General features: G+C 69.5%; 19 protein-coding genes and 1 pseudogene. 5 read left to right on the forward strand and 15 right to left on the reverse strand.

Features of this window, described 5'->3' with window-relative positions:
• The 5 genes and pseudogenes from H5J31_RS36400 to gatC form a co-directional block, all read right to left on the reverse strand.
• A pseudogene (locus H5J31_RS36400) lies at window positions 1-294 on the reverse strand (cupin); the annotation flags it as partial.
• 113 nt (window positions 295-407) lie between these two features.
• Window positions 408-908 (reverse strand): hypothetical protein, encoded by a 501-nt coding sequence (locus H5J31_RS36405; RefSeq protein ID WP_181777221.1) that lies wholly within the window; start codon window positions 906-908, stop codon window positions 408-410.
• A 7-nt stretch (window positions 909-915) separates the two neighbouring features.
• Window positions 916-2421 carry an Asp-tRNA(Asn)/Glu-tRNA(Gln) amidotransferase subunit GatB gene (gene gatB, locus H5J31_RS36410; protein WP_181777222.1) on the reverse strand — a complete coding sequence of 502 codons (1506 nt, stop codon included), beginning with the start codon at window positions 2419-2421 and terminating at the stop codon, window positions 916-918.
• Window positions 2422-2455: 34 nt separating this feature from the next.
• On the reverse strand, window positions 2456-3976 hold the full coding sequence (gatA, locus tag H5J31_RS36415; RefSeq protein WP_181777223.1) for an Asp-tRNA(Asn)/Glu-tRNA(Gln) amidotransferase subunit GatA: 1521 nt from the start codon (window positions 3974-3976) through the stop codon (window positions 2456-2458).
• Window positions 3973-4272, reverse strand: a complete 300-nt coding sequence (gatC, locus tag H5J31_RS36420) for an Asp-tRNA(Asn)/Glu-tRNA(Gln) amidotransferase subunit GatC (RefSeq protein WP_093935548.1) — start codon at window positions 4270-4272, stop codon at window positions 3973-3975. Before gatC ends, gatA begins: the two co-directional genes overlap by 4 nt.
• A gap of 258 nt (window positions 4273-4530) precedes the next feature.
• Between gatC and H5J31_RS36425 the strand changes: the two genes are divergently transcribed.
• Complete coding sequence (locus H5J31_RS36425; RefSeq protein ID WP_181777224.1) at window positions 4531-5184, forward strand: ACT domain-containing protein; 654 nt, start codon at window positions 4531-4533, stop codon at window positions 5182-5184.
• Window positions 5185-5191: 7 nt separating this feature from the next.
• Here the strand turns inward: H5J31_RS36425 and vapC are convergent, their stop codons facing one another.
• Genes vapC through H5J31_RS36455 form a run of 6 tightly spaced genes read right to left on the reverse strand, consistent with a single transcriptional unit; the run spans window position 5192 to window position 10252 of the window.
• Entirely contained in the window at window positions 5192-5593 is a 402-nt protein-coding gene (vapC, locus tag H5J31_RS36430) for a type II toxin-antitoxin system VapC family toxin (protein ID WP_181777225.1), read from the reverse strand.
• A 10-nt stretch (window positions 5594-5603) separates the two neighbouring features.
• Complete coding sequence (locus tag H5J31_RS36435; RefSeq protein WP_181777226.1) at window positions 5604-5825, reverse strand: type II toxin-antitoxin system VapB family antitoxin; 222 nt, start codon at window positions 5823-5825, stop codon at window positions 5604-5606.
• Between the two features lie 27 nt (window positions 5826-5852).
• Window positions 5853-6347: a GNAT family N-acetyltransferase gene (locus H5J31_RS36440; protein WP_181777227.1), complete on the reverse strand. Its 495-nt coding sequence runs from the start codon at window positions 6345-6347 to the stop codon at window positions 5853-5855.
• On the reverse strand, window positions 6340-8442 hold the full coding sequence (gene ligA / locus H5J31_RS36445) for an NAD-dependent DNA ligase LigA (protein WP_181777238.1): 2103 nt from the start codon (window positions 8440-8442) through the stop codon (window positions 6340-6342). Before ligA ends, H5J31_RS36440 begins: the two co-directional genes overlap by 8 nt.
• 43 nt (window positions 8443-8485) lie before the next feature.
• Entirely contained in the window at window positions 8486-9193 is a 708-nt protein-coding gene (locus H5J31_RS36450; protein WP_181777228.1) for a hypothetical protein, read from the reverse strand.
• Window positions 9194-9214: 21 nt separating this feature from the next.
• The gene (locus H5J31_RS36455) at window positions 9215-10252 is read right to left on the reverse strand and encodes a methionine synthase (RefSeq protein WP_181777229.1); all 1038 of its coding nucleotides are present in this window, start codon (window positions 10250-10252) and stop codon (window positions 9215-9217) included.
• 120 nt (window positions 10253-10372) lie between these two features.
• Between H5J31_RS36455 and H5J31_RS36460 the strand changes: the two genes are divergently transcribed.
• From H5J31_RS36460 to H5J31_RS36470, 3 genes are all read left to right on the forward strand, one after another.
• Window positions 10373-11182: a phospholipid scramblase-related protein gene (locus tag H5J31_RS36460; RefSeq protein WP_181777230.1), complete on the forward strand. Its 810-nt coding sequence runs from the start codon at window positions 10373-10375 to the stop codon at window positions 11180-11182.
• Window positions 11183-11363: 181 nt separating this feature from the next.
• Complete coding sequence (locus H5J31_RS36465) at window positions 11364-12401, forward strand: MBL fold metallo-hydrolase (RefSeq protein ID WP_181777231.1); 1038 nt, start codon at window positions 11364-11366, stop codon at window positions 12399-12401.
• The gene (locus H5J31_RS36470; RefSeq protein WP_181777232.1) at window positions 12398-12841 is read left to right on the forward strand and encodes a GNAT family N-acetyltransferase; all 444 of its coding nucleotides are present in this window, start codon (window positions 12398-12400) and stop codon (window positions 12839-12841) included. Before H5J31_RS36465 ends, H5J31_RS36470 begins: the two co-directional genes overlap by 4 nt.
• A gap of 73 nt (window positions 12842-12914) precedes the next feature.
• Here the strand turns inward: H5J31_RS36470 and mnmA are convergent, their stop codons facing one another.
• Genes mnmA through H5J31_RS36490 form a run of 4 tightly spaced genes read right to left on the reverse strand, consistent with a single transcriptional unit; the run spans window position 12915 to window position 17956 of the window.
• Entirely contained in the window at window positions 12915-14015 is a 1101-nt protein-coding gene (mnmA, locus tag H5J31_RS36475) for a tRNA 2-thiouridine(34) synthase MnmA (RefSeq protein WP_181777233.1), read from the reverse strand.
• A gap of 5 nt (window positions 14016-14020) precedes the next feature.
• Window positions 14021-15217, reverse strand: a complete 1197-nt coding sequence (locus H5J31_RS36480) for a cysteine desulfurase family protein (RefSeq protein ID WP_181777234.1) — start codon at window positions 15215-15217, stop codon at window positions 14021-14023.
• Between the two features lie 48 nt (window positions 15218-15265).
• Window positions 15266-16651, reverse strand: a complete 1386-nt coding sequence (locus H5J31_RS36485) for an MFS transporter (protein WP_181777235.1) — start codon at window positions 16649-16651, stop codon at window positions 15266-15268.
• A 33-nt stretch (window positions 16652-16684) separates the two neighbouring features.
• A complete protein-coding gene (locus H5J31_RS36490) occupies window positions 16685-17956 on the reverse strand; it encodes a helix-turn-helix transcriptional regulator (protein ID WP_181777236.1) in 1272 nt (423 codons plus the stop codon).
• A gap of 133 nt (window positions 17957-18089) precedes the next feature.
• Here H5J31_RS36490 and H5J31_RS36495 point away from each other — a divergent pair, with 133 nt between their 5' ends.
• Entirely contained in the window at window positions 18090-18980 is an 891-nt protein-coding gene (locus tag H5J31_RS36495) for an NADP-dependent oxidoreductase (protein ID WP_181777237.1), read from the forward strand.
• The last annotated feature ends 136 nt before the right edge of the window (window positions 18981-19116 follow it).

Consider the following 19116-nt stretch of genomic DNA (forward strand, 5'->3'; position numbering starts at 1 on the left):
GAACACCGCGTCGCCGGCCTCGGGCAGGCCGCTGTTCTGCATGAGGACGGTGATCCGCAGCCCGCCGCGCTGGATCATCCGGTGCACCGTGCCGGGCGCGAACCAGGCGACGACACCGGCTTCGAGATCGGTTTCGTGGTAGCCGTCGAGGCCGAGGGTCTGCACCGCGCCCTGTCCGCCGGTGACGACGTACGCCTCGGTGCAGGCGAGGTGCAGATGCGGGCTGCCGCCGCACACCCCGTCCGCCGCCTCCCATTCGTAGGCGCGCAGGTGGGAAAGGCCGATACCGAACACGAGGCCTCCTCAGAATCCGTGTGCCTTCAGGTAATGCTCGGCGCGGTCCCAGGCACCATCGGCGACCCCCGGCACAACCCTTTCGCATTTAGAGGACTAAATGCGAAGGGGTGTCAGCGACGGGTGCGGGTCTCGGCGCGCAGGATCCGGACGTCGAAGAACGCGACGACGGCGGAGACCACGGCGGCCAGCAGGCCGAGGTAGCGGCCGAGGCCGGTCCCGATCTCGATACCGGCGGCGGAGAAGATCCCGCGCTGGTCGGCGTCGAACTGCCAGTCGAGGGTGACCCAGCCGAGCATCATCAGCAGCAGTGCGCCGATGGCCGCCATCAGCCACAGATGCGGCAGGCCCGCACGGCGGACGGCGTCGACGCGGCCGAACAGCACGACGGCGAGGCCGGGCAGGAAGAGCAGGAAGAGCGGCGCCCAGGCGAGGAAACCCGAGCCCCAGGCAGTACGCGTGACGTCGTTGGCGGGCAACGTCGTCAGCACGTCCTCGATCTCCGGGCTCGACGCGGTCAGCGTCGTCCACGGCAGGAACAAGGCCACCAGCGCGAGCAGCCCGGCCGCGAGGCCGAGCCACTCACGCCAGGTGACCTTCTTCGAAACCGACACAGCGAGCTCAGGCTCCGACTCGCTCGACGATCAGTTCACGCACGCGCTTGGCGTCGGCCTGACCCTTGGTGGCCTTCATGACCGCGCCGACGATCGCCCCGGCCGCGGCCACCTTGCCACCGCGGATCTTCTCGGCGACGTCCGGCTGCGCGGCGAGTGCCTCGTCGACGGCCGCGATGAGCGCGGAATCGTCGGAGACGACCTTCAGGCCGCGCTTCTCGACGACCTCGGACGGCGAACCCTCGCCGGCCAGGACGCCTTGCACGACCTCCTTGGCCAGCTTGTTGGTCAGCTCACCCGACTTGACCAGCCCGATGACCTCGGCCAGCTGCGCCGGGGTGATCGCCAGCTCGGCCAGTTCGATCTCGCGGGAGTTGGCCTCCTGCGCCAGCGTGTTGACCCACCAGCTACGGGCCTCGTCCGGCGTCGCGCCCGCCTCGACGGTCGCGGCGACCAGGTCGACGGCGCCGACGTTGAGCAGGTCGCGCAGCGCCTCGTCGGTCAGGCTCCACTCGCGCTGGATGCGCTTGCGGCGTTCCGCGGGCATCTCCGGCAGCGTCTTGCGCAGCTCCTCGACCCATTCGCGGGTCGGCGCGATCGGGACCAGGTCGGGCTCCGGGAAGTACCGGTAGTCCTCGGCGGTCTCCTTGGTGCGGCCGGGCGACGTGGTGCCGTCGGCCTCCTGGAAGTGCCGCGTCTCCTGCTTGATCGAGCCGCCTTCGGCGAGGATCGCCGCCTGGCGGGTCATCTCGTAGCGCACGGCGCGCTCGACACTGCGCAGCGAGTTGACGTTCTTCGTCTCGGTACGCGTACCGAACTCGGTGGCGTCCTTGGCCATCAGCGACACGTTCGCGTCGCAGCGCAGGGAACCCTGGTCCATGCGGACGTCGGAGACGTCCAGCGCGCTCAGCAGATCCCGCAGCGCGCTCACGTACGCCCGGGCGACCTCCGGAGCACGCTCGCCGGTGTGCTCGATCGTCTTGGTGACGATCTCGATCAGCGGCACGCCGGCGCGGTTGTAGTCGAGCAGCGAGTGCTCGGCGCCGTGGATGCGACCGGTGGCACCGCCCACATGGAGCGACTTACCGGTGTCCTCCTCCATATGCGCGCGCTCGATCTCCACGCGCACGACCTCACCGTCGTCCAGAGTGACGTCGAGGTAGCCGTTGAAGGCGATCGGCTCGTCGTACTGCGAGGTCTGGAAGTTCTTCGGCATGTCCGGGTAGAAGTAGTTCTTCCGGGCGAACCGGCACCATTCGGCGATCTCGCAGTTGAGCGCGAGGCCGATGCGGATCGCGCCCTCGATCGCCTTGGCGTTCACGACCGGCAGCGCGCCGGGCAGGCCGAGACAGGTCGGGCACACCTTGGTGTTCGGCTCGCCGCCGAACTCGTTGGCGCAGCCGCAGAACATCTTGGTGTTCGTGTTCAGCTCGACGTGCACCTCGAGGCCCAGCACCGGGTCGAACCGCTCGATGACGTCGGCGTAGTCCATGAGTTCCACCACTGTAGTCATAGCTCCTCCGCGGAAAAGAGTGCGTCGTCGCGGGTCACAGGCTTTTGCCTCCCAGCTCCGGAACCTGGTGCACCAGCGAACCGCCGTTGGCGGCGTCCCGCGCGACCTCGTAGGCGGCGCCGACGCGGTACAGCCTGTCATCGGCCATCGCGGGGGCCATGATCTGCAGGCCGACCGGCAGGCCGTCCTCGTGCGACAGTCCACTCGGGACGCTCATCGCGGCGTTGCCCGCGAGGTTCGACGGGATGGTGCACAGGTCGGCGAGGTACATCGCCATCGGGTCGTCGACGCGTTCGCCGATCTTGAACGCCGTCGTCGGCGTGGTCGGCGAGACCAGCACGTCCACCTTCTCGTACGCGGCTTCGAAGTCGCGCGTGATGAGCGTGCGGACCTTCTGCGCCGAGCCGTAGTAGGCGTCGTAGTAACCCGAGGACAGCGCGTAGGTGCCGAGCATGATGCGCCGCTTGACCTCGGCGCCGAAGCCCTTTTCACGGGTGAGCGACATGACCTCTTCGGCGCTGTGCGCGCCGTCGTCGGACACGCGCAGGCCGTAGCGCATGGCGTCGAACCGGGCGAGGTTCGACGAGCACTCGCTCGGAGCGATCAGGTAGTAGGCGGGCAGCGCGTAGGTGAAGTTCGGGCACGAGACCTCGACGACCTCGGCACCGAGCGCGCGCAGCTGCTCGACAGCGGCTTCGAAGGACCGCAGGACACCGGGCTGGTAGCCGTCACCGGCGAATTCCTTCACCACGCCGACGCGGACGCCCTTGAGGTCACCGGTCAGACCCTGGCGGGCCGCGGCGACCACCGGCGGGACCGGCGCGTCGATCGAGGTCGAGTCCATCGGGTCGTACCCGGCGATGACCTCGTGCAGCAGGGCGGCGTCGAGCACCGTCCGCGCGCAGGGACCGGCCTGGTCGAGCGACGACGAGAAGGCGACGAGGCCGTAGCGGGACACGCCGCCGTACGTCGGCTTCACGCCGACGGTTCCGGTGACCGCGCCGGGCTGGCGGATCGAACCACCGGTGTCGGTGCCGATCGCGATCGCGGCCTCGAAAGCCGCGATGGACGCCGAGGAGCCACCACCGGAACCACCCGGGATGCGGGCGTGGTCCCACGGGTTGTGCGTCGGGCCGAACGCGGAGTTCTCCGTGGAGGAGCCCATCGCGAACTCGTCCATGTTGGTCTTGCCGAGCACCACGACACCGGCCTCGCGCAGCTTGCGCGTCACGGTGGCGTCGTACGGCGGGATCCAGTTCTCCAGGGTCTTCGAACCGACCGTGGTGGGGATGCCCTTGGTGGTCAGCACGTCCTTGAGCGCCAGCGGCACCCCGGCGAGCGACGACTTCGGGGCCTTGCCCTCGGCGACGTCGGCGTCCACCGCGCGGGCCGCGTCGAGCGCGCCCTCGGTGTCCACGTGCAGGAACGCGTGGATGTGGTCGTCGACCTCGGCGATCCGGTCCAGGTGGGCCTGGGTGACCTCGACGGCCGAGACCTCACGGGCCTGGATCTTCTCCGCCAGTTCGGCGGCGGTGAGTTTGATGAGTTCGGTCACTGCTCTTCTCCCAGAATCCGCGGTACCCGGAAACGACCCTCTTCACTGGCCGGCGCACCGGCCAGCGCCTGCTGCTGGGTCAGCCCCTGTCGGACCGTGTCCTCACGGAACACGTTGGTCAGCGGTACGGCGTGCGACGTGGGCGGGACGTCCTCGCCCGCCACCTCGCTCACCTTGGCCACCGAGTCCAGGATCTGGTCGAGCTGGCCTGCGAAGACGTCCAGCTCCTCCTCCGTGACGGCAAGCCTGGCGAGCTTGGCGAGGTGTGCGACCTCGTCGCGGGAAATGTTGGGCACGCGGGTGACTCCCGGGGTGTGCTGTGCGGGTTCTGTCGGAAGCTGCAAGTCTATGGTGGCGGTGTCGGCGAACTCGACTGGGTTACGCCGCGGCCTGCACTCGTGCTCGGGGTAGGGCACTCCGGGTAAGGAGTGCCTGGTTCGTTATCCCGCAGACCGGATGGCGGGCCCCATTACACCGTCCGGTCTGTCACAATCGGCGCCCGGCGTAGCGCGTTCCACGGCGAGGCTGGAACGCCTGAGGCGAGAGGGGCGCGTGTGTCGTTCCTGATCCGGGTCCAATTACCGGACACCCCGGGGACCCTCGGCGCGGTCGCCACCGCGCTCGGCACCGTCGGCGCCGACATCCTGAGCGTGGACGTGGTCGAACGCGGCGGCGGTGTCGCCGTCGACGACCTCGTCGTCGAGATCCCCTCCGGCAGGCTGCCGGACGCGCTGATCACCGCCGCCGAAAGCGTCGACGGTGTCGAGGTCGACGCCGTCCGCCCGTACGCCGGCGTGCTCGACACGCACCGCGAACTCGAACTGGTCGAGGAGATCGCCGCGAAGCCCGCTTCGGGGCTGGAGATCCTCGCCGAGGGTGTGCCGCGGATCATCCGGGCCGGCTGGGCCGTCGTCGTCGAGCATTCGGAATCCGGTGCGCTGCGGCTCGCGTCGTCCAACGCGGCTCCCGAGACGCCGATCACCGATCTTCCGTGGCTGCCGCTGGAACGCGCCACCATCCTCGACGCCGAGGAAGCGTGGATCCCGGAGACGTGGAAGGAACTGGGCACCGAACTCGCGGCCACCCCGCTGGGGAAGCCCGGGAAGGCGCTGCTGGTCGCCCGGCCGGGCGGGCCGAACTTCCGGGCCGCCGAGGTGGCCCGGCTGGCTCACTTCGCGGGCATCGTCGCCGTCGTGCTGGACAGCTGACCCTTCGTCACGCGTCGAAGATCGCCTCCGCCCGGAGATCCGGGATGACTTCGGCGATACGCACGTAGTCGACGTCCTTGTGGATCAGCACGGCCTTGTGCCGCACCGCCACCGCGGCGATGAGGCAGTCCATCGACGATCGCACCTTGTGCCCGCTCGCCCGGACGGCCCGCGAGATTTCCGCCGCGCCCCTGAAGTCGATCGCGGGATCGACGCCCAGGTTCACAAAACCGGCGAGAGTTCTCTCGAGCCGAGGGAACGCCTCGGCGCTCACACCCGCGAGCAACTCCATCACGATGGGCTCGGATGTCACGATCATCTTCGGTTGTGCGGCCAACTCGATCACCAGATCCCGCGCACGCGTGGCGCGCTTGCGGAGAAAATCGATCCACACCGAACTGTCGATCAAGCAACGTTGTTCAGGAGGCATCGCGCCACTTACGTTCCGGGGAGTCGTCACGCATCTCGTCCAGATCCGCATCCCAGCCGATGCCTTCCAACGACAGGATGTCCGCCGTGGTGATCACTGGGGCCGCTTTCCGCAACGCGAAGTCCACCGCGTCCTTCTTGGTCGTGAAACCGTAGCGCTGCATCACGGTGGCGACAAGATCGTCATCGATGTCGATGTTCGTCCGGCTCATACACCAACAATACACCAATAAGGTGTATCAGAGGTCCAGGCGATAGGCGATGAGGTCGACACCCGGGTGCGGCTCCCAGTCGCGTTCCGGTAGCCGCACGAACCCGAGCCGCTCGTACAGCCGGTGCGCCCGCAGCATCGTGCTCAGACTGCACAGCACGACCCGCGCCGCGTCCAGTTCCCGCGCCCGGTCGATGACGGCCCTGGTCAGCGCCTCGCCGATACCCCGGCCGGTGGCCGACGGGAGGACGCCGAGCATCCGGAACTCCAGTTCGCCCTCCCGCGACAGCTCGGCGAAGGGGGTCCCTGGCCGCGCGATGGTGACGGTGCCGACGAGCGTGCCGTCACCGTCCTCCGCGACCAGGAGTTCGGCCTGCTCTGCACGACGGCCGGCGTCGAGGAGTTCGGCGGCGTACCCCACTCCCTCGACGAGCCCGCGTTCCGCCGAGTACGCGGCCAGGGTGAGCTCGCCGATCTCCTTCAACTCGCCGGGGCGGGCGGGGCGGATCCGCAGGTCACTCATCGCTCTCCTCTTCGTCCGTCGGCAGCGCGAGTTCGGCGGCGGCCTCGGGGCCGCTCTCCAGCAGCACCCGGAAACCGTTCTCGTCGAGCACCGGCACCTTCAGCTGGACGGCCTTGTCGTACTTCGTCCCCGGTGCGTCCCCGACCACGACGAACGCCGTCTTCTTCGACACCGAACCGGCCGCCTTGCCGCCACGGGCCATGATGAATTCCTTGGCCTCGTCGCGGGAGTAGTCGTTCAGGGAACCGGTGACGACGATCGACAGACCTTCGAGGTTGCGCGGGATCGACTCGTCGCGCTCCTCCTCCATCCGCACGCCCGCCGCACGCCACTTCTCGATGATCTCGCGGTGCCACTCGACCTCGAACCATTCCTTCGCGGCTCGCACGATGGTCGGGCCGACGCCGTCGACGCTGGCGAGTTCCTCCTCGGAGGCGTTCTCGATTCGTTCCAGTGAACCGAATTCCCGCGCGAGCGCCTGCGCCGCCGTCGGGCCGACGTGCCGGATCGAGAGCCCGACGATGACCTTCCACAGTGGACGGTCCTTGACGATCTCCAGGTTGTCCAGCAGTTTGCGCCCGTTGGCCGACAGCTCCCCCGCCTTGGTGCGGAACAGCTCGACTTCGAGCAGCTTCTCCTCGTCCAGATCGAAGATGTCGCCTTCGTCGTGCACGACACCGGCGTCCAGCAGCGCCACCGCCGCCTCGTACCCGACCACCTCGATGTCGAAGACGTTCCGGCTCGCCAGGTGGAACAGCCGCTCCCGCCGTTGCGCCGGGCAGAACTGGGCGTTCGGGCAACGGATGTCGATGTCGCCCTCCTTCTGGTACGCCAGTTCGGTGTCGCAGTTGGGGCAGCGCAACGGCATGACGAACTCGCGTTCCTCACCCGTGCGCGCGTCGGCGACCGGGCCGAGCACCTCGGGGATGACGTCGCCCGCCTTGCGGATCACCACCTTGTCCCCGATCAGCACACCCTTGCGTTTGACCTCTTCCTGGTTGTGCAGTGTCGCCATGGCCACCGTCGAGCCGGCGACCTTCACCGGCTCCATCACCGCGAACGGCGTGACCCGTCCGGTGCGGCCGACGTTGACCTGGATGTCCAGCAGGGTGGTGATCGCCTCTTCCGGCGGGTACTTGTAGGCGATCGCCCAGCGCGGCGCACGCGAGGTCGTGCCGAGACGCCGCTGCAGCGCGACCTCGTCGACCTTGATGACCACGCCGTCGATCTCGTGCTCGGCGTCGTGGCGGTGTTCGCCCCAGTACGTGATGTGGTCCAGCAGTTCCTTGCCCGACGTCAGCACCTTGCTGTGCGGCGAAACGGGCAGGCCCCAAGCGGCGAGCGCGTCGTACGCCTCGGACTGACGCTTCGGCTCGAACCCTTCACGTTTCCCGAGACCGTGGCAGATCAGCCGCAGATTGCGGGACTTCGTGATCTTCGGATCCTTCTGCCGCAACGATCCCGCGGCGGTGTTGCGCGGGTTCGCGTACGGGTCTTTGCCCGCCTCGACCATCTTCGCGTTGAGCGCCAGGAAGTCCTCGACGCGGAAGAACACCTCACCGCGGACCTCGACCAACGCCGGCACAGGGAACTCGTCGGTGCCCGTCAGCCGATCCGGCACCTGCTCCAGCGTGCGGACGTTGAGCGTGACGTCCTCGCCGGTGCGGCCGTCGCCCCTGGTCAGCGCGCGGGTCAGCTTGCCGTTCTCGTACAGCAGGTTGATCGCGAGCCCGTCGATCTTCAGTTCGGCGAGGTACTTCGTCGCGCCGATCTCCTTCTGGACCCGCTCGACCCAGGTCTCGAACTCCCCGGCGTCGAAGACGTTGTCCAGGCTGAGCATGCGCTCGAGATGATCGTGCGCGACGAACTCGGTCGAGAAGGTGCCGCCGACGTTCTGCGTCGGCGACTCCGGGGTGACCAGCCCCGGATGCTCGTCCTCGATGGCCTGGAGTTCGTTGAGCAGCGTGTCGAACTGACCGTCGGACACGATGGGTGAATCCAGCACGTAGTACCGGAACTGGTGTCCGCGGATCTCCTCGGCCAGTTCGGCGTGCCGTTCACGGACCTCGGCGGGGACCTCGGTGATGTCCTGCATTGGCTCGGGGTTTTCCGGAAGTTCGCTGCTCACGGGGGTAAGCCTAGTCGGGGGTACCGACAATTCCGGACGCCCGCGGGTCGAGTCGGGCGACGACTTCGCGAAGCTCCAGGAGGGTCAGCCGACCCTCCTGTTCCTCGGTCGCCAGCTCGACCCGGCCCAGCCGTTCGGCCGCGACGCGCTCACCCAGCGTGGCGTCCAGCGGCAGGAAGGTCATCGTCATCCGCGTGTCCGGCTGGAGTTCCCCGATCAGGGGATGGAAGACGGTGACGTCCACCCGTCCGGCTGATTCGTCCACCTTCGCGGTCACCCGGACGTCGGCGAGCGCGATGCGGGTCTCGCCGAGGTTGACGGTGACCTCGCTGGGGTCGGGGACCGGAGGCACCGAGTCGTGGTACTCCCAGATCGCGTCCTCCGGCGGCGCGGCGGCCTTCCACGCGTCGGTGTACGGGCGCAGTTCCGGATCCTCCTGACCGGTGAGCACGAGCGAGTAGATCGCGCGATGCCCACGATCGAGGGAAAAGTGCAGCCGCGGGTGCAACGCCTCGACGATCGTGCAGAGGTCGTGTTCCACGCGGTGCGGTTCACGGTCGCCGAGGGCGGCGCTGACCTCCGGCAGGAGGGCGAACCACGCCTCCCAGAACGTCACCGCCGCGGCGGCCGCGTCCTCGGGGACCGGTTGCTCCGGCCAGGCGGTGCGGGGGTCGGGAACGTCCTCGGAAGACTTACGGGAACGGCGGAACAAACGCATGCGGGCACGCTACCGCGCCGGTCACCAGCCTTCAGGCGGTTCGGCGAAAGCCTTGCCCGCCTCGCGGCCGAGGTTCAGCGCGCGGCGCATCCACTCCGGGGTGGCGCCCGCGAGGCCGCAGGCCGGCGTCGGCACGGCGCGTTCGGCGAGGAACTCGCGGGAGAACCCGAGGCGGTCGACGAGGCTGAAGGCGGGGGCGACGATATCGCGCAAGGTCACCGGCACGCCCGGATCGGTCGTGGGGACGAGCCCGAGCATCAGGGTCGTCCCGGCGTCGAGGGTTTCGCCGATTTCGTCGAGCTGCGCGGGCGAAGCGCCCCTAAGCACCGAGAAGTCGAACGCGATCGCGCCCGCTCCGGCCGCGCGCAGCAAGGAGAGCGGCGGCTTGTCGGCGCAGCAGTGCACGGCGACCGGCTGCCCGGTGATGCGCTCCGCCCCGGAGATCACCGTCGAGAGCAGTTCGCGCGCTTCCGGCGCGGGAACGGCCGGAACGGTGCCGTAGCCGGACGCCGTCGGGAGATCACCGGCGAGGACGGCGGGCAGCGACGGCTCGTCGAACTGGATCACCACCGGCGCGCCGATCCGGGACTTCAGTTCCGCGACGTGCTCCGCCAACCCGTCCAGGAGCGACGCGGTGAAGTCGCGCAGCGCGCCTCGGTCGGTGAGGATCCGGTGCCCGCGCGGGAGTTCGACGTTCGCGGCGAGCGTCCACGGCCCCGCGACCTGAACCTTGAAGGCCGGCGGTACGGCGCCCGCCTTCTCCCTGGCTTCCTCGACGGCGTCGAGATCCCAGCGCATCAGATCGACGGCCCGGCGATGCTCGTGGCCCGGACGGGCGGCGACCCGATACCCGCTCGGCACCACCTCGACGGCGAGGTCGACCAGCAGCCCCGCCGTCCGGCCGATCATGTCGGCGCCGACACCACGCGCGGGAAGCTCCGGCAGATACGGGAATTCGGGCAATTCGCCGAACACGATCGAAGCGGCCTCGACCGGATCGGTGCCGGGCATGGAACCGATCGCGGTGGCGGCGCCTAGAGGCCAAGGTCGTTCGTTCACACCCGGATTCTCCCCTTGGTCCCACTCGGCGGGGCGGCGGGGCGAGGGAGGACACGGACATTCGCCGCAATTGCCGTCGGCGGGCCCGCGAGGCCCCCGAGCGCATTACGCTGACCTGCCATGACGAGCTCTCCACAGCCCGCCGGCTGGTATCCCGACCAGCAGAACCCCCGGGTCCACCGGTGGTGGGACGGACAGGCCTGGACGCCGAACACGCGGCCGTCCCACGACGCCGAGGCGATCGAACTGGACATCGAGGGCGCCCACGACCCGAACCGGATCCGGGCGCAGGTGGCCAAGGGGACCCAGGGCCGGGCGAGCGGGGTCACCGGCGGCGGGACCTTGTTCTCGGAACCGGTGCTGGTGGTGAACCAGCGCGCGAAGCTCATCGAGATGTCGAACGAGTTCGGGGTGTTCGACCAGAACGGCGAACGCCTCGGTGGTGTCGTCCAGGTCGGGCAGAGCACCCTGAAGAAGGCCATCCGGCTGTTCACGAATTACGACCAGTTCCTGACCCACCGCTTCGAGATCCGCGACGCGAACCACAGCACCGTGCTGAAGGTGACGCGGCCCGCGAAGGTGTTCAAATCCCGCTTCCTGGTGACGAAGGCCGACGACTCCCCGATCGGCGAGATCGTGCAGGAGAACGTCTTCGGCAAGATCCGGCTCGGCTTCCTGGTCGACGGACGGCGGATCGGCGGGATCTTCGCGGAGAACTGGCGGGCGTGGAACTTCGTGATCAAGGACCACGACGACGTCGAGATCGCGCGGATCACCAAGACCTGGGGCGGTTTCGTGAAGGCCGCGTTCACCACGGCCGACAACTACGTCGTCGAGATCCACCGTCCGCTGCGGGACCCGCTGGCGTCGATGGTGGTGGCCTCGGCGCTGACCATCGACACCGCGCTGAAGCAGGACGACAAGGGCTGAACTCCCGCATTTCGTCCTCTGGATGCGGTAGTTGCACGCGCAAGGACCGCATCCAGAGGACGAAATGCGCGCTGAGCGAGTGACCGGGGTCTCACCCCGCTCAAGTGGACACTCGGCTTCCGGCGGCTCAAGGTGGAAGAACTGGGCGTCACGCTGGAGTGCGTCCGGGACGGAGGACACCATGGAGCCGTTGCCCGAAGACGGCGAACGGGACTGGGCCGAGCCAGGCGTCTACACGGTTTCGCCGGGGGTCCATCGGATCCCACTGCCGTTGCCCCACGACGCGTTGCGCGCGGTCAACGTCTACGTCGTCACCGACGGGACCCGCCTGGTCCTGGTCGATTCGGGCTGGGCGCTGGAGTCGGCACGCGAGCGGCTTTCGCGTGGGCTCAAGGCGATCGGCGCCGACCTCGGCGACATCGACGAATTCCTGATCACCCACGTGCACCGCGATCACTACACGCTGGCCGTGGAACTGCGCCGCGAGTTCGGCGGCAAGGTCGGTCTCGGGAAACTGGAAGAGGCCTCGCTGACGCGCTCGGGCGATCCGGATCGCTTCCCGATGGAGGCGCAGGTCGATCTGCTCAACCGCTGCGGCGCGGTGCCCGTGGTGGAAGAACTCGCGAAGGCCTTCGGCAACGTCCGGCACACCGAGGCGCATCTTTGGGAGCAGCCCGACGAATGGCTCGCCCCCGGCAGGCGCGAGATCGTGCCCGGCCGCGAGTTCGACATCGTGCACACGCCGGGTCACACCGCCGGACACGTCGTGTTCGTCGACGACGCGGCGAATCTGCTGTTCTCCGGCGACCACGTGCTGCCGCACATCACGCCGTCGATCGGGTTCCAGCCGGTGCCGGTCGACCTGCCGCTGAGCGACTACCTCGACTCGCTGCGCCTGGTCCGCGAGATGCCCGACCGGCGCATGCTCCCCGCGCACGGCCGGGTCACCGACAGTGTCCACGCCCGCGTGGACGAACTGCTGGAGCACCACCGCGACCGGCTGGAGGTGATGGGCGCGGAGATCACCGGCGACGTCACGACGGCGTACGAGGTCGCCGTCCGGCTGGGCTGGACGCGCAGGCAGCGGAAGCTTCCCGAGATGGACCCGTTCAATCAGATGCTCGCCGTCCTCGAGACCGGTTCGCATCTGGATCTGCTGGTGGCCCAAGGGAAACTGACCGCGACCGAAACCGACGGAGTGCGACACTACGCCTCATGATCATCCGCCCCGCCCGCCGCGAAGACGTCGAGGCCATCGTCGGCATGCTCGCCGACGACCAGATCGGCAGCACTCGCGACTCCGCCGACGACCTCACGCCGTACCTCCAGGCCTTCGAGGACATCGACGCCGATCCCGCGCAGCTGCTGGTCGTCGCCGACGACGCCGGGGAGGCCGTCGGCACACTGCAGCTGACGATCATCCCGGGCCTGGCCCGGAAAGGCGCGCTGCGCGGGCAGATCGAAGCCGTCCGGGTGCGGGCGAGCCATCGCGGTTCCGGACTCGGCGGCGAGCTGATGGCGTGGGCGATCGACGAGTCCCGGCGACGGGGCTGCGCGCTCGTCCAGCTCACGTCCGACGTCAAACGCGTGGACGCGCACCGGTTCTACGAACGCCTCGGCTTCGAAGCGAGCCACACCGGCTTCAAACTGAAGTTCTGACCCCCGAGCGTTTAGTCCTCTGGATGCGGTAGTTGCACGCGCAAGGACCGCATCCAGAGGACTAAATGCGGGACTAGCGGGTGCCGGAGATCTTCGCGCTCCCGAGGACGAGATCGCCTTCGGTGGCGTCGGTGCGGTACAGGACCACGACCTGGCCCGGAGCGACGCCGGTCAGCGGCTCCCGCAGCTGGACGGTCACCGAGTCGCCCGAGTCACCCGAAACCTCGGCGACGGCCTCGACGATCCCGCCGTGCGCGCGCACCTGGACGACGCATTCGGTGGGCCCGTCCAGGGGGCGTTCGCTCGGCCAGATCGGGCGGTCGGCCTCGATCACGTTCACGCCGAGGTCCCGCGCGGAACCGACCTTCACGGTGCCCGAAACCGGCTCCAGCGAAAGCACGTAACGCGGGCGTCCATCGGGCGCCGGCGCCTCGATGCCGAGCCCCTTGCGCTGACCGACGGTGAAACCGTGCACGCCGGTGTGCTCACCGAGCACAGCGCCGGTCTCGGCGTCGACGAGCCGGCCCGGACGCTGGCCGAGACGCTTCTCCAGGAAGCTCTTGGTGTCCCCGTCCGGGATGAAGCAGATGTCGTGGCTGTCCGGCTTGTTCGCCACCGACAGGCCGCGGCTCTCGGCCTCGGCGCGGACGTCGGTCTTCCACGAATCACCCAGCGGGAACAGCGAATGCCGTAGCTGTTCCGGGGTGAGCGAGGCCAGGACGTACGACTGGTCCTTGCCGGAGTCGACGCTGCGCCGCAGTTCCGGTACACCGTCCACAACGGACAGACGAGCGTAGTGGCCGGTGGCGACGGCGTCGAAGCCGAGCGCCATCGCCTTGTCCAGCAACGCTTCGAACTTGATCTTCTCGTTGCAGGTGACGCACGGGTTCGGCGTACGGCCGGCGGCGTACTCGCCGACGAAGGTCTCGATGACCTCTTCGGTGAAGCGTTCGGCGAAGTCCCAGATGTAGAAGGGGATGCCGAGGATGTCGGCCGCGCGTCGCGCGTCGCCCGAGTCCTCGATCGTGCAGCAACCACGGGAGCCGGTGCGCAGCGTGCCGGGCTTCGCCGACAACGCCAGGTGCACGCCGACGACCTCGTGCCCGGCGTCCACGGCGCGCGCGGCGGCCACCGCCGAGTCCACTCCCCCGCTCATCGCGGCCAGTACGCGCATTTCCCTCACACCTCTTGCTTCTGCGTCTGCTTGCGCATTCCCGCGAGCCCCGCTTGCCTCGCCCTGTCGACGACGCCCGCGATCTCCCTCGAAACCGCTTCAACGTCTTCCGGCGCCGAGGTATGCCCGAGCGAGAACCGCAGTGACCCGCGTGCGGCGGCCGGATCGGCACCCATGGCCAGCAGTACGTGGCTCGGCTGGGCGACACCCGCCGTGCACGCCGATCCAGTGGAACATTCGATGCCCTTGGCGTCCAAGAGCATCAACAGACTGTCACCCGCGCAACCGGGGAAGGTGAAGTGGGCGTGTCCCGGCAGGCGCTCGCCCTCGCCGCCGTTGAGCACGGCGTCCGGTACCTCGCGCCGGACGGCCTCGATCAGGTCGTCACGCAGTTCGGCGACGCGTTTGGCGTACTCCTCACGGCCCTCGACGGTCGCCTTCACGGCCGTCGCGAACGCGATCACCGCGGGGACGTCGAGGGTGCCCGATCGCACGCTGCGCTCCTGGCCACCACCGTGCAGCACCGGGACACACGTGGTGTCGCGCCCGAGCAGCAGCGCCCCGATGCCGTACGGGCCGCCGAGCTTGTGCGCCGTCAGGGTCAGCGCGGCCGCGCCGCTCTCGGCGAAGTCGACCGGCACCGCGCCGACGGCCTGGACGGCGTCGGTGTGCAGCGGGATCTCGTACTCGGCGCAGACGGCGGCGAGCTCGGCGATCGGGTTGACCGTGCCGACCTCGTTGTTCGCCCACATCACGGTGGCCAGCGCGACCGTCTCGGGGCTGTCGCCGATGGCTTCGCGCAGCGTCTCCGGCAGGACGCGGCCAGCCTCGTCGACCTCGACCCAGACGATCTCGGCGCCCGCGTGCTGCTCCAGCCACTCGACGGAATCGAGGACGGCGTGATGCTCGACGGCGCTGCACAGCACCCGGCGGCGCCGCGGATCCTCGTCGTTACGGGCCCAGAAGATGCCCTTGACCGCGAGATTGTCGCTCTCCGTGCCGCCGCCGGTGAAGATCACCTCGGACGGCCGGGCACCCAGTGCCTCGGCGATCACCTCGCGGGCTTCTTCGACCCGGCGGCGGGCCCGGCGCCCCGAGGAATGCAGCGCGGAGGCGTTGCCCACGGTGGACAGCGCCTCGGACATCGCCGCTACGGCTTCGGGCAACATCGGGGTCGTCGCCGCGTGGTCGAGATAGGTCATCGCCATACCAGGGTAGACCGCTCCGGGCCGTGACCAAGCCCACCCTGCTCAGTGGGTGGCGGCGCTCATATCCGACGGCCACCGGCCGGTCAGCCGCACCCCGAGGAGCGCGAGCCCGGTCAGCAGCACCGAAAGCACCAAGATCGCGACCGAAGGCTCCTTCGCCGAGGCCAGCGAGGCGAGCAGGACGCCACCCAAACCGATGGTCAGGGCCGAGCCGACCCAGTCGCCGAGCTGCAGCGCCGAGGTGTTGAACCCGCGTTCGGCCTCGGGCGAGTAGCGCAGGAGCAGGACCGAGATCGCGGGCATCGCGATCCCCATCCCGGCGCCGCCGACGGCCGACGCCACGAACGCCATCCAGCTCGGGAACGCGGGCAGCGGCACGAAGACGAAGATCGTCAGACCGGCGGCGACCAGCGCGAATCCGGTCCGTAGCGACGCCTCCCGCGACCAGTCGAGCATCCGTCCCTGCAGCATCGACCCCGCCGACCAGCCGAGCGCGGTCACCGTCAGCGGCAGTCCGGCGAGCGCGGGGCTGTAGCCGTGGACCTCGGTCATCGTGAGCGGCAGATACGCCTCCATCCCGGCGTACGCGCCGGCGATCAGCGCGCGGGAGGCGATCACTGTCGGCAACCCCGGCCGCGACGTCAGGGTGCCCGCGGGCAGGAGTTTGCGGAGCGCGTACGCGAGGGCGACGAGTCCGGCGCCGCCGTAGGCGAGCGCCGCCAACGACGGATGCTGCGCCGCCCAGGTGAGCGCCGCGACGCCGAGCGCGGCGACCACGGCGGGAACCACCCCGGCGCGGCTCGCGGACTCGCCGGGCACGTGGCCGGGCAGCTTGCGCGTGACCAGGACCAGCAGGGCGAGACCGATGCCGGTCAGCGGGATCAGTCCGAGGAACACCCAGCGCCAGCCGACGCTCACGGTGACCACTCCGGCGACCGAGGGCCCGATGACCGCGGGCAGCACCCATGCGGCGGCGTTGGCGGCGTAGATCACCGGGCGTTCGCGGTCGCTGAAGGTGAGCGCGATCAGCAGGGACACCGAGACCAGGAGCAGGCCGGAACCGAAGCCCTGCAGTCCCCGGCCGAGCAGGAGCAGCGGCATGTCGTGCGCGAGCCCCGCCACCAGCAGCCCGGCGGCGAACAGCGCGGTACCGGCCAGCAGCGCGGGCGCCGGGCCCTTGCGGTCGCCGAGGCGTCCGGAAAGGACGGTCGCGCCCACGCTGGCGACCAGGAAGGTGGTGAAGGGCCAGGCGTACAGCGCGAGGCCGTCGAGGTCGGCCACCATCGTCGGCATCGCGGTGGCGACACCCATGCTCTCGAACGCGATGAGCGTGACCATGAGCAGGAGCCCGATCGTGGTCACCCGGTGCTCCGGGGTCCACAGCACGCCCTTCGGCCGGGTCACGGCCTTGTCCCCAGTGATCGTCATACGGTGAGCGTGCAACCTCCAGTGCGCTGGAGGTCAAGCGGTGACGGACTCCAGGCGCAGCTCCCGCGCCAGCACGGCGGCTTCGCCGCGTGAGGTGACCTCCAGCTTCCCGAGGATCTTCCGCACGTGGAACTTCACCGTGTGCTCGGTCAACTGGAGTTCTTCGGCGATCTGCCGGTTCCGCTTGCCGCGCGCGATCCCGGCGAGAACCTCGAGTTCGCGTGAGTTCAGCCTGTCCAGCGGGCGGAGTTCCGGCATTTCCTGGACGCCCAGGGGAAGGACCGCGGTGATCGTGGCGCCCCAGCCGGGGACGGCGTCGACCTCCCAGCGGCCGCCCAGCGGGGTGATCCGTTCGGTGAGGCCGTTGGCGGGCACGGCGCGGGCGACGTCCGAGCCGTCGTCGCGGACGGTGATCCGGAGCGCCTCGCCGTCGATCTGCCAGGACGCGCGGACGCGGGTGCTGCCGCGCTCCAGTGCCGCGGCGAGGACGAGCCCGCGGGTGACCGTGCGCGCGGTATGCGCGATGTCCTGGGGAAGCGGGCGGTCGTCACCGGGACCGGCGAGGTCGACGGACACCTCGTCGTGGCGCAGGAACGGCGCCAGCTGCCCGGACAAGACGGCGAAAGCCGACGACGCCGGCTCGGCCGAAAGCGTCTGATCGCGATCGGCGACCGCGCGCAGGTCCACCAGGGCGGCCGCCGCGAGGTCGGTCGCGGTCTGCCGGGCGGCGGCGTCGCCGAGGTGGCGGGACCTCAGCACCGAGAGCAGTGACGCCAACGTGGTCGCGTGGGTCTGTCCCAGATCGGTGATCGTCTGCGCCCGCGCGGTCGCGGCCGCGAGGTTGCTCGCGAGGAGTTCGGGTTCGGGGTCCGCCGCGCGCTGCGCGGCGTTCACACTGACGATCTCCCACAGCTTGGCGGCGATCCCGAGCGCGCGCTCCCCAGGTTCGGGTTCGGGGAGCACGAGTGCGATGACCGCTCCCTCGCCGATCGCCGGCGCCGAGGTCAGCACGGCCAGCTTCCGCCGCTCACCACCGAGCGGCTCCTCGACCACCACGGCCTCGCCGGGGACACCGAGGGTGGCGAGCCGCTGCAGTTCCGCGCTGGTGACGGCGCCGGTGATCGACGGGTCGCCGTCGACCTTGATCGGCAGACGGGCGCAGTCGCCGGTCTCCATGGCGGCGGCCCGGTGCGGCAGGACGGCCGCGACCGTCGCGGAGAACCGCGACAGGAGTTCGGGGCGCGGGGCGGCGAGCATGTGCTCGACCTGGCTCAGCACGTACAGCGGATCCGACCACTCGTCCATGACTCCACAGTAGGCGCGATCCGGCGAGGGGTCGCTGCTCTCCCGGCTAGCGAACACTGCTCGTCCGAGCGGTTCGGGCCGGGTGTGGCCGCCGGTTGACTGATCGCAGCGAAGAAATCCGATAGGAGTGGAAATGCGAGCGATCACCATCACCCAGTACGGCGAACCGGACGTCCTGCACCTGGACGAGGTCCCGCTACCGGAACCCGGCCCGGGCCAGGTGCGGGTCGCGGTCAAGGCGGCCGGCGTCAACCCGATCGACTGGAAGATCCGATCCGGTGCCATGGCGGAGGTCCTGCCGCTGGAGTTCCCGCACATCCTCGGCCTCGAACTGGCCGGAGTGGTGGACGCGGTCGGCGAAGGCGCGGGATTCGCCGTCGGGGACGAGGTCTTCGGCTGGTCCGTCACCGGGGCGTACGCGGAATTCGCGCTGGCCACCAACGTCATCCACAAGCCCTCCGGGCTTTCGTGGGCCGAGGCCGCCTCGCTCCCCATCGTCGGCGAAACGGCGTTGCGGGTGCTGGGCGAACTCGAGGTCAAGCCGGGCGAAACGGTCGTGATCCACGGCGCGAGCGGCCAGGTCGGCCGGATCGCGACACAGGCCGCGGTCGCACTCGGCGCCACGGTCATCGGACTCGCCGGGGCCTCGTCCCTCGACGAGGTGAAGGCGCTGGGCGCTCTCGCGGTCCACTACGGCGACGGCTGGGTGTCGCGGGTCCGTTCCGTGGCGCCGGAAGGGGTGGACGCGGTGTTCGACGCGGCCGGATTCGGCGTACTGGGTGATTCCGTCGAGTTGCTCGGATCACCCGACCGGCTGGTCACCATCGCCGACCCGGCGGCTTTCGCGCAGGGACTGCGGTTCTCGGCTTCGGGCTCGGAAACCGCCGAGGTGCTCGAGGATCTGGTCGCGCGGGATCTGAAACTGAAGCTGGGTTCGAGCTACGCGCTGGGCGACGTCGCCGAGGCGCACCGGGAAAGCTTTACCGGTCACGCGGGCGGGAAGATCACGCTGACCGTCGGCTGAGGTGCGGTCGCGCGGGGGTGCGGGGGTCGTGAGTGGCGATTCGGGTTCTAACCCGAATCGCCACTCACGACCAACTGTACCCAGCGCGCTCTGACGGGCAAACGGTGTTGCGAAGGGCACTTTCGCAACGTTGAAG

It is taken from the genome of Amycolatopsis pittospori (assembly GCF_013870525.1).
GTDB classification, from domain to species: domain Bacteria; phylum Actinomycetota; class Actinomycetes; order Mycobacteriales; family Pseudonocardiaceae; genus Amycolatopsis; species Amycolatopsis pittospori.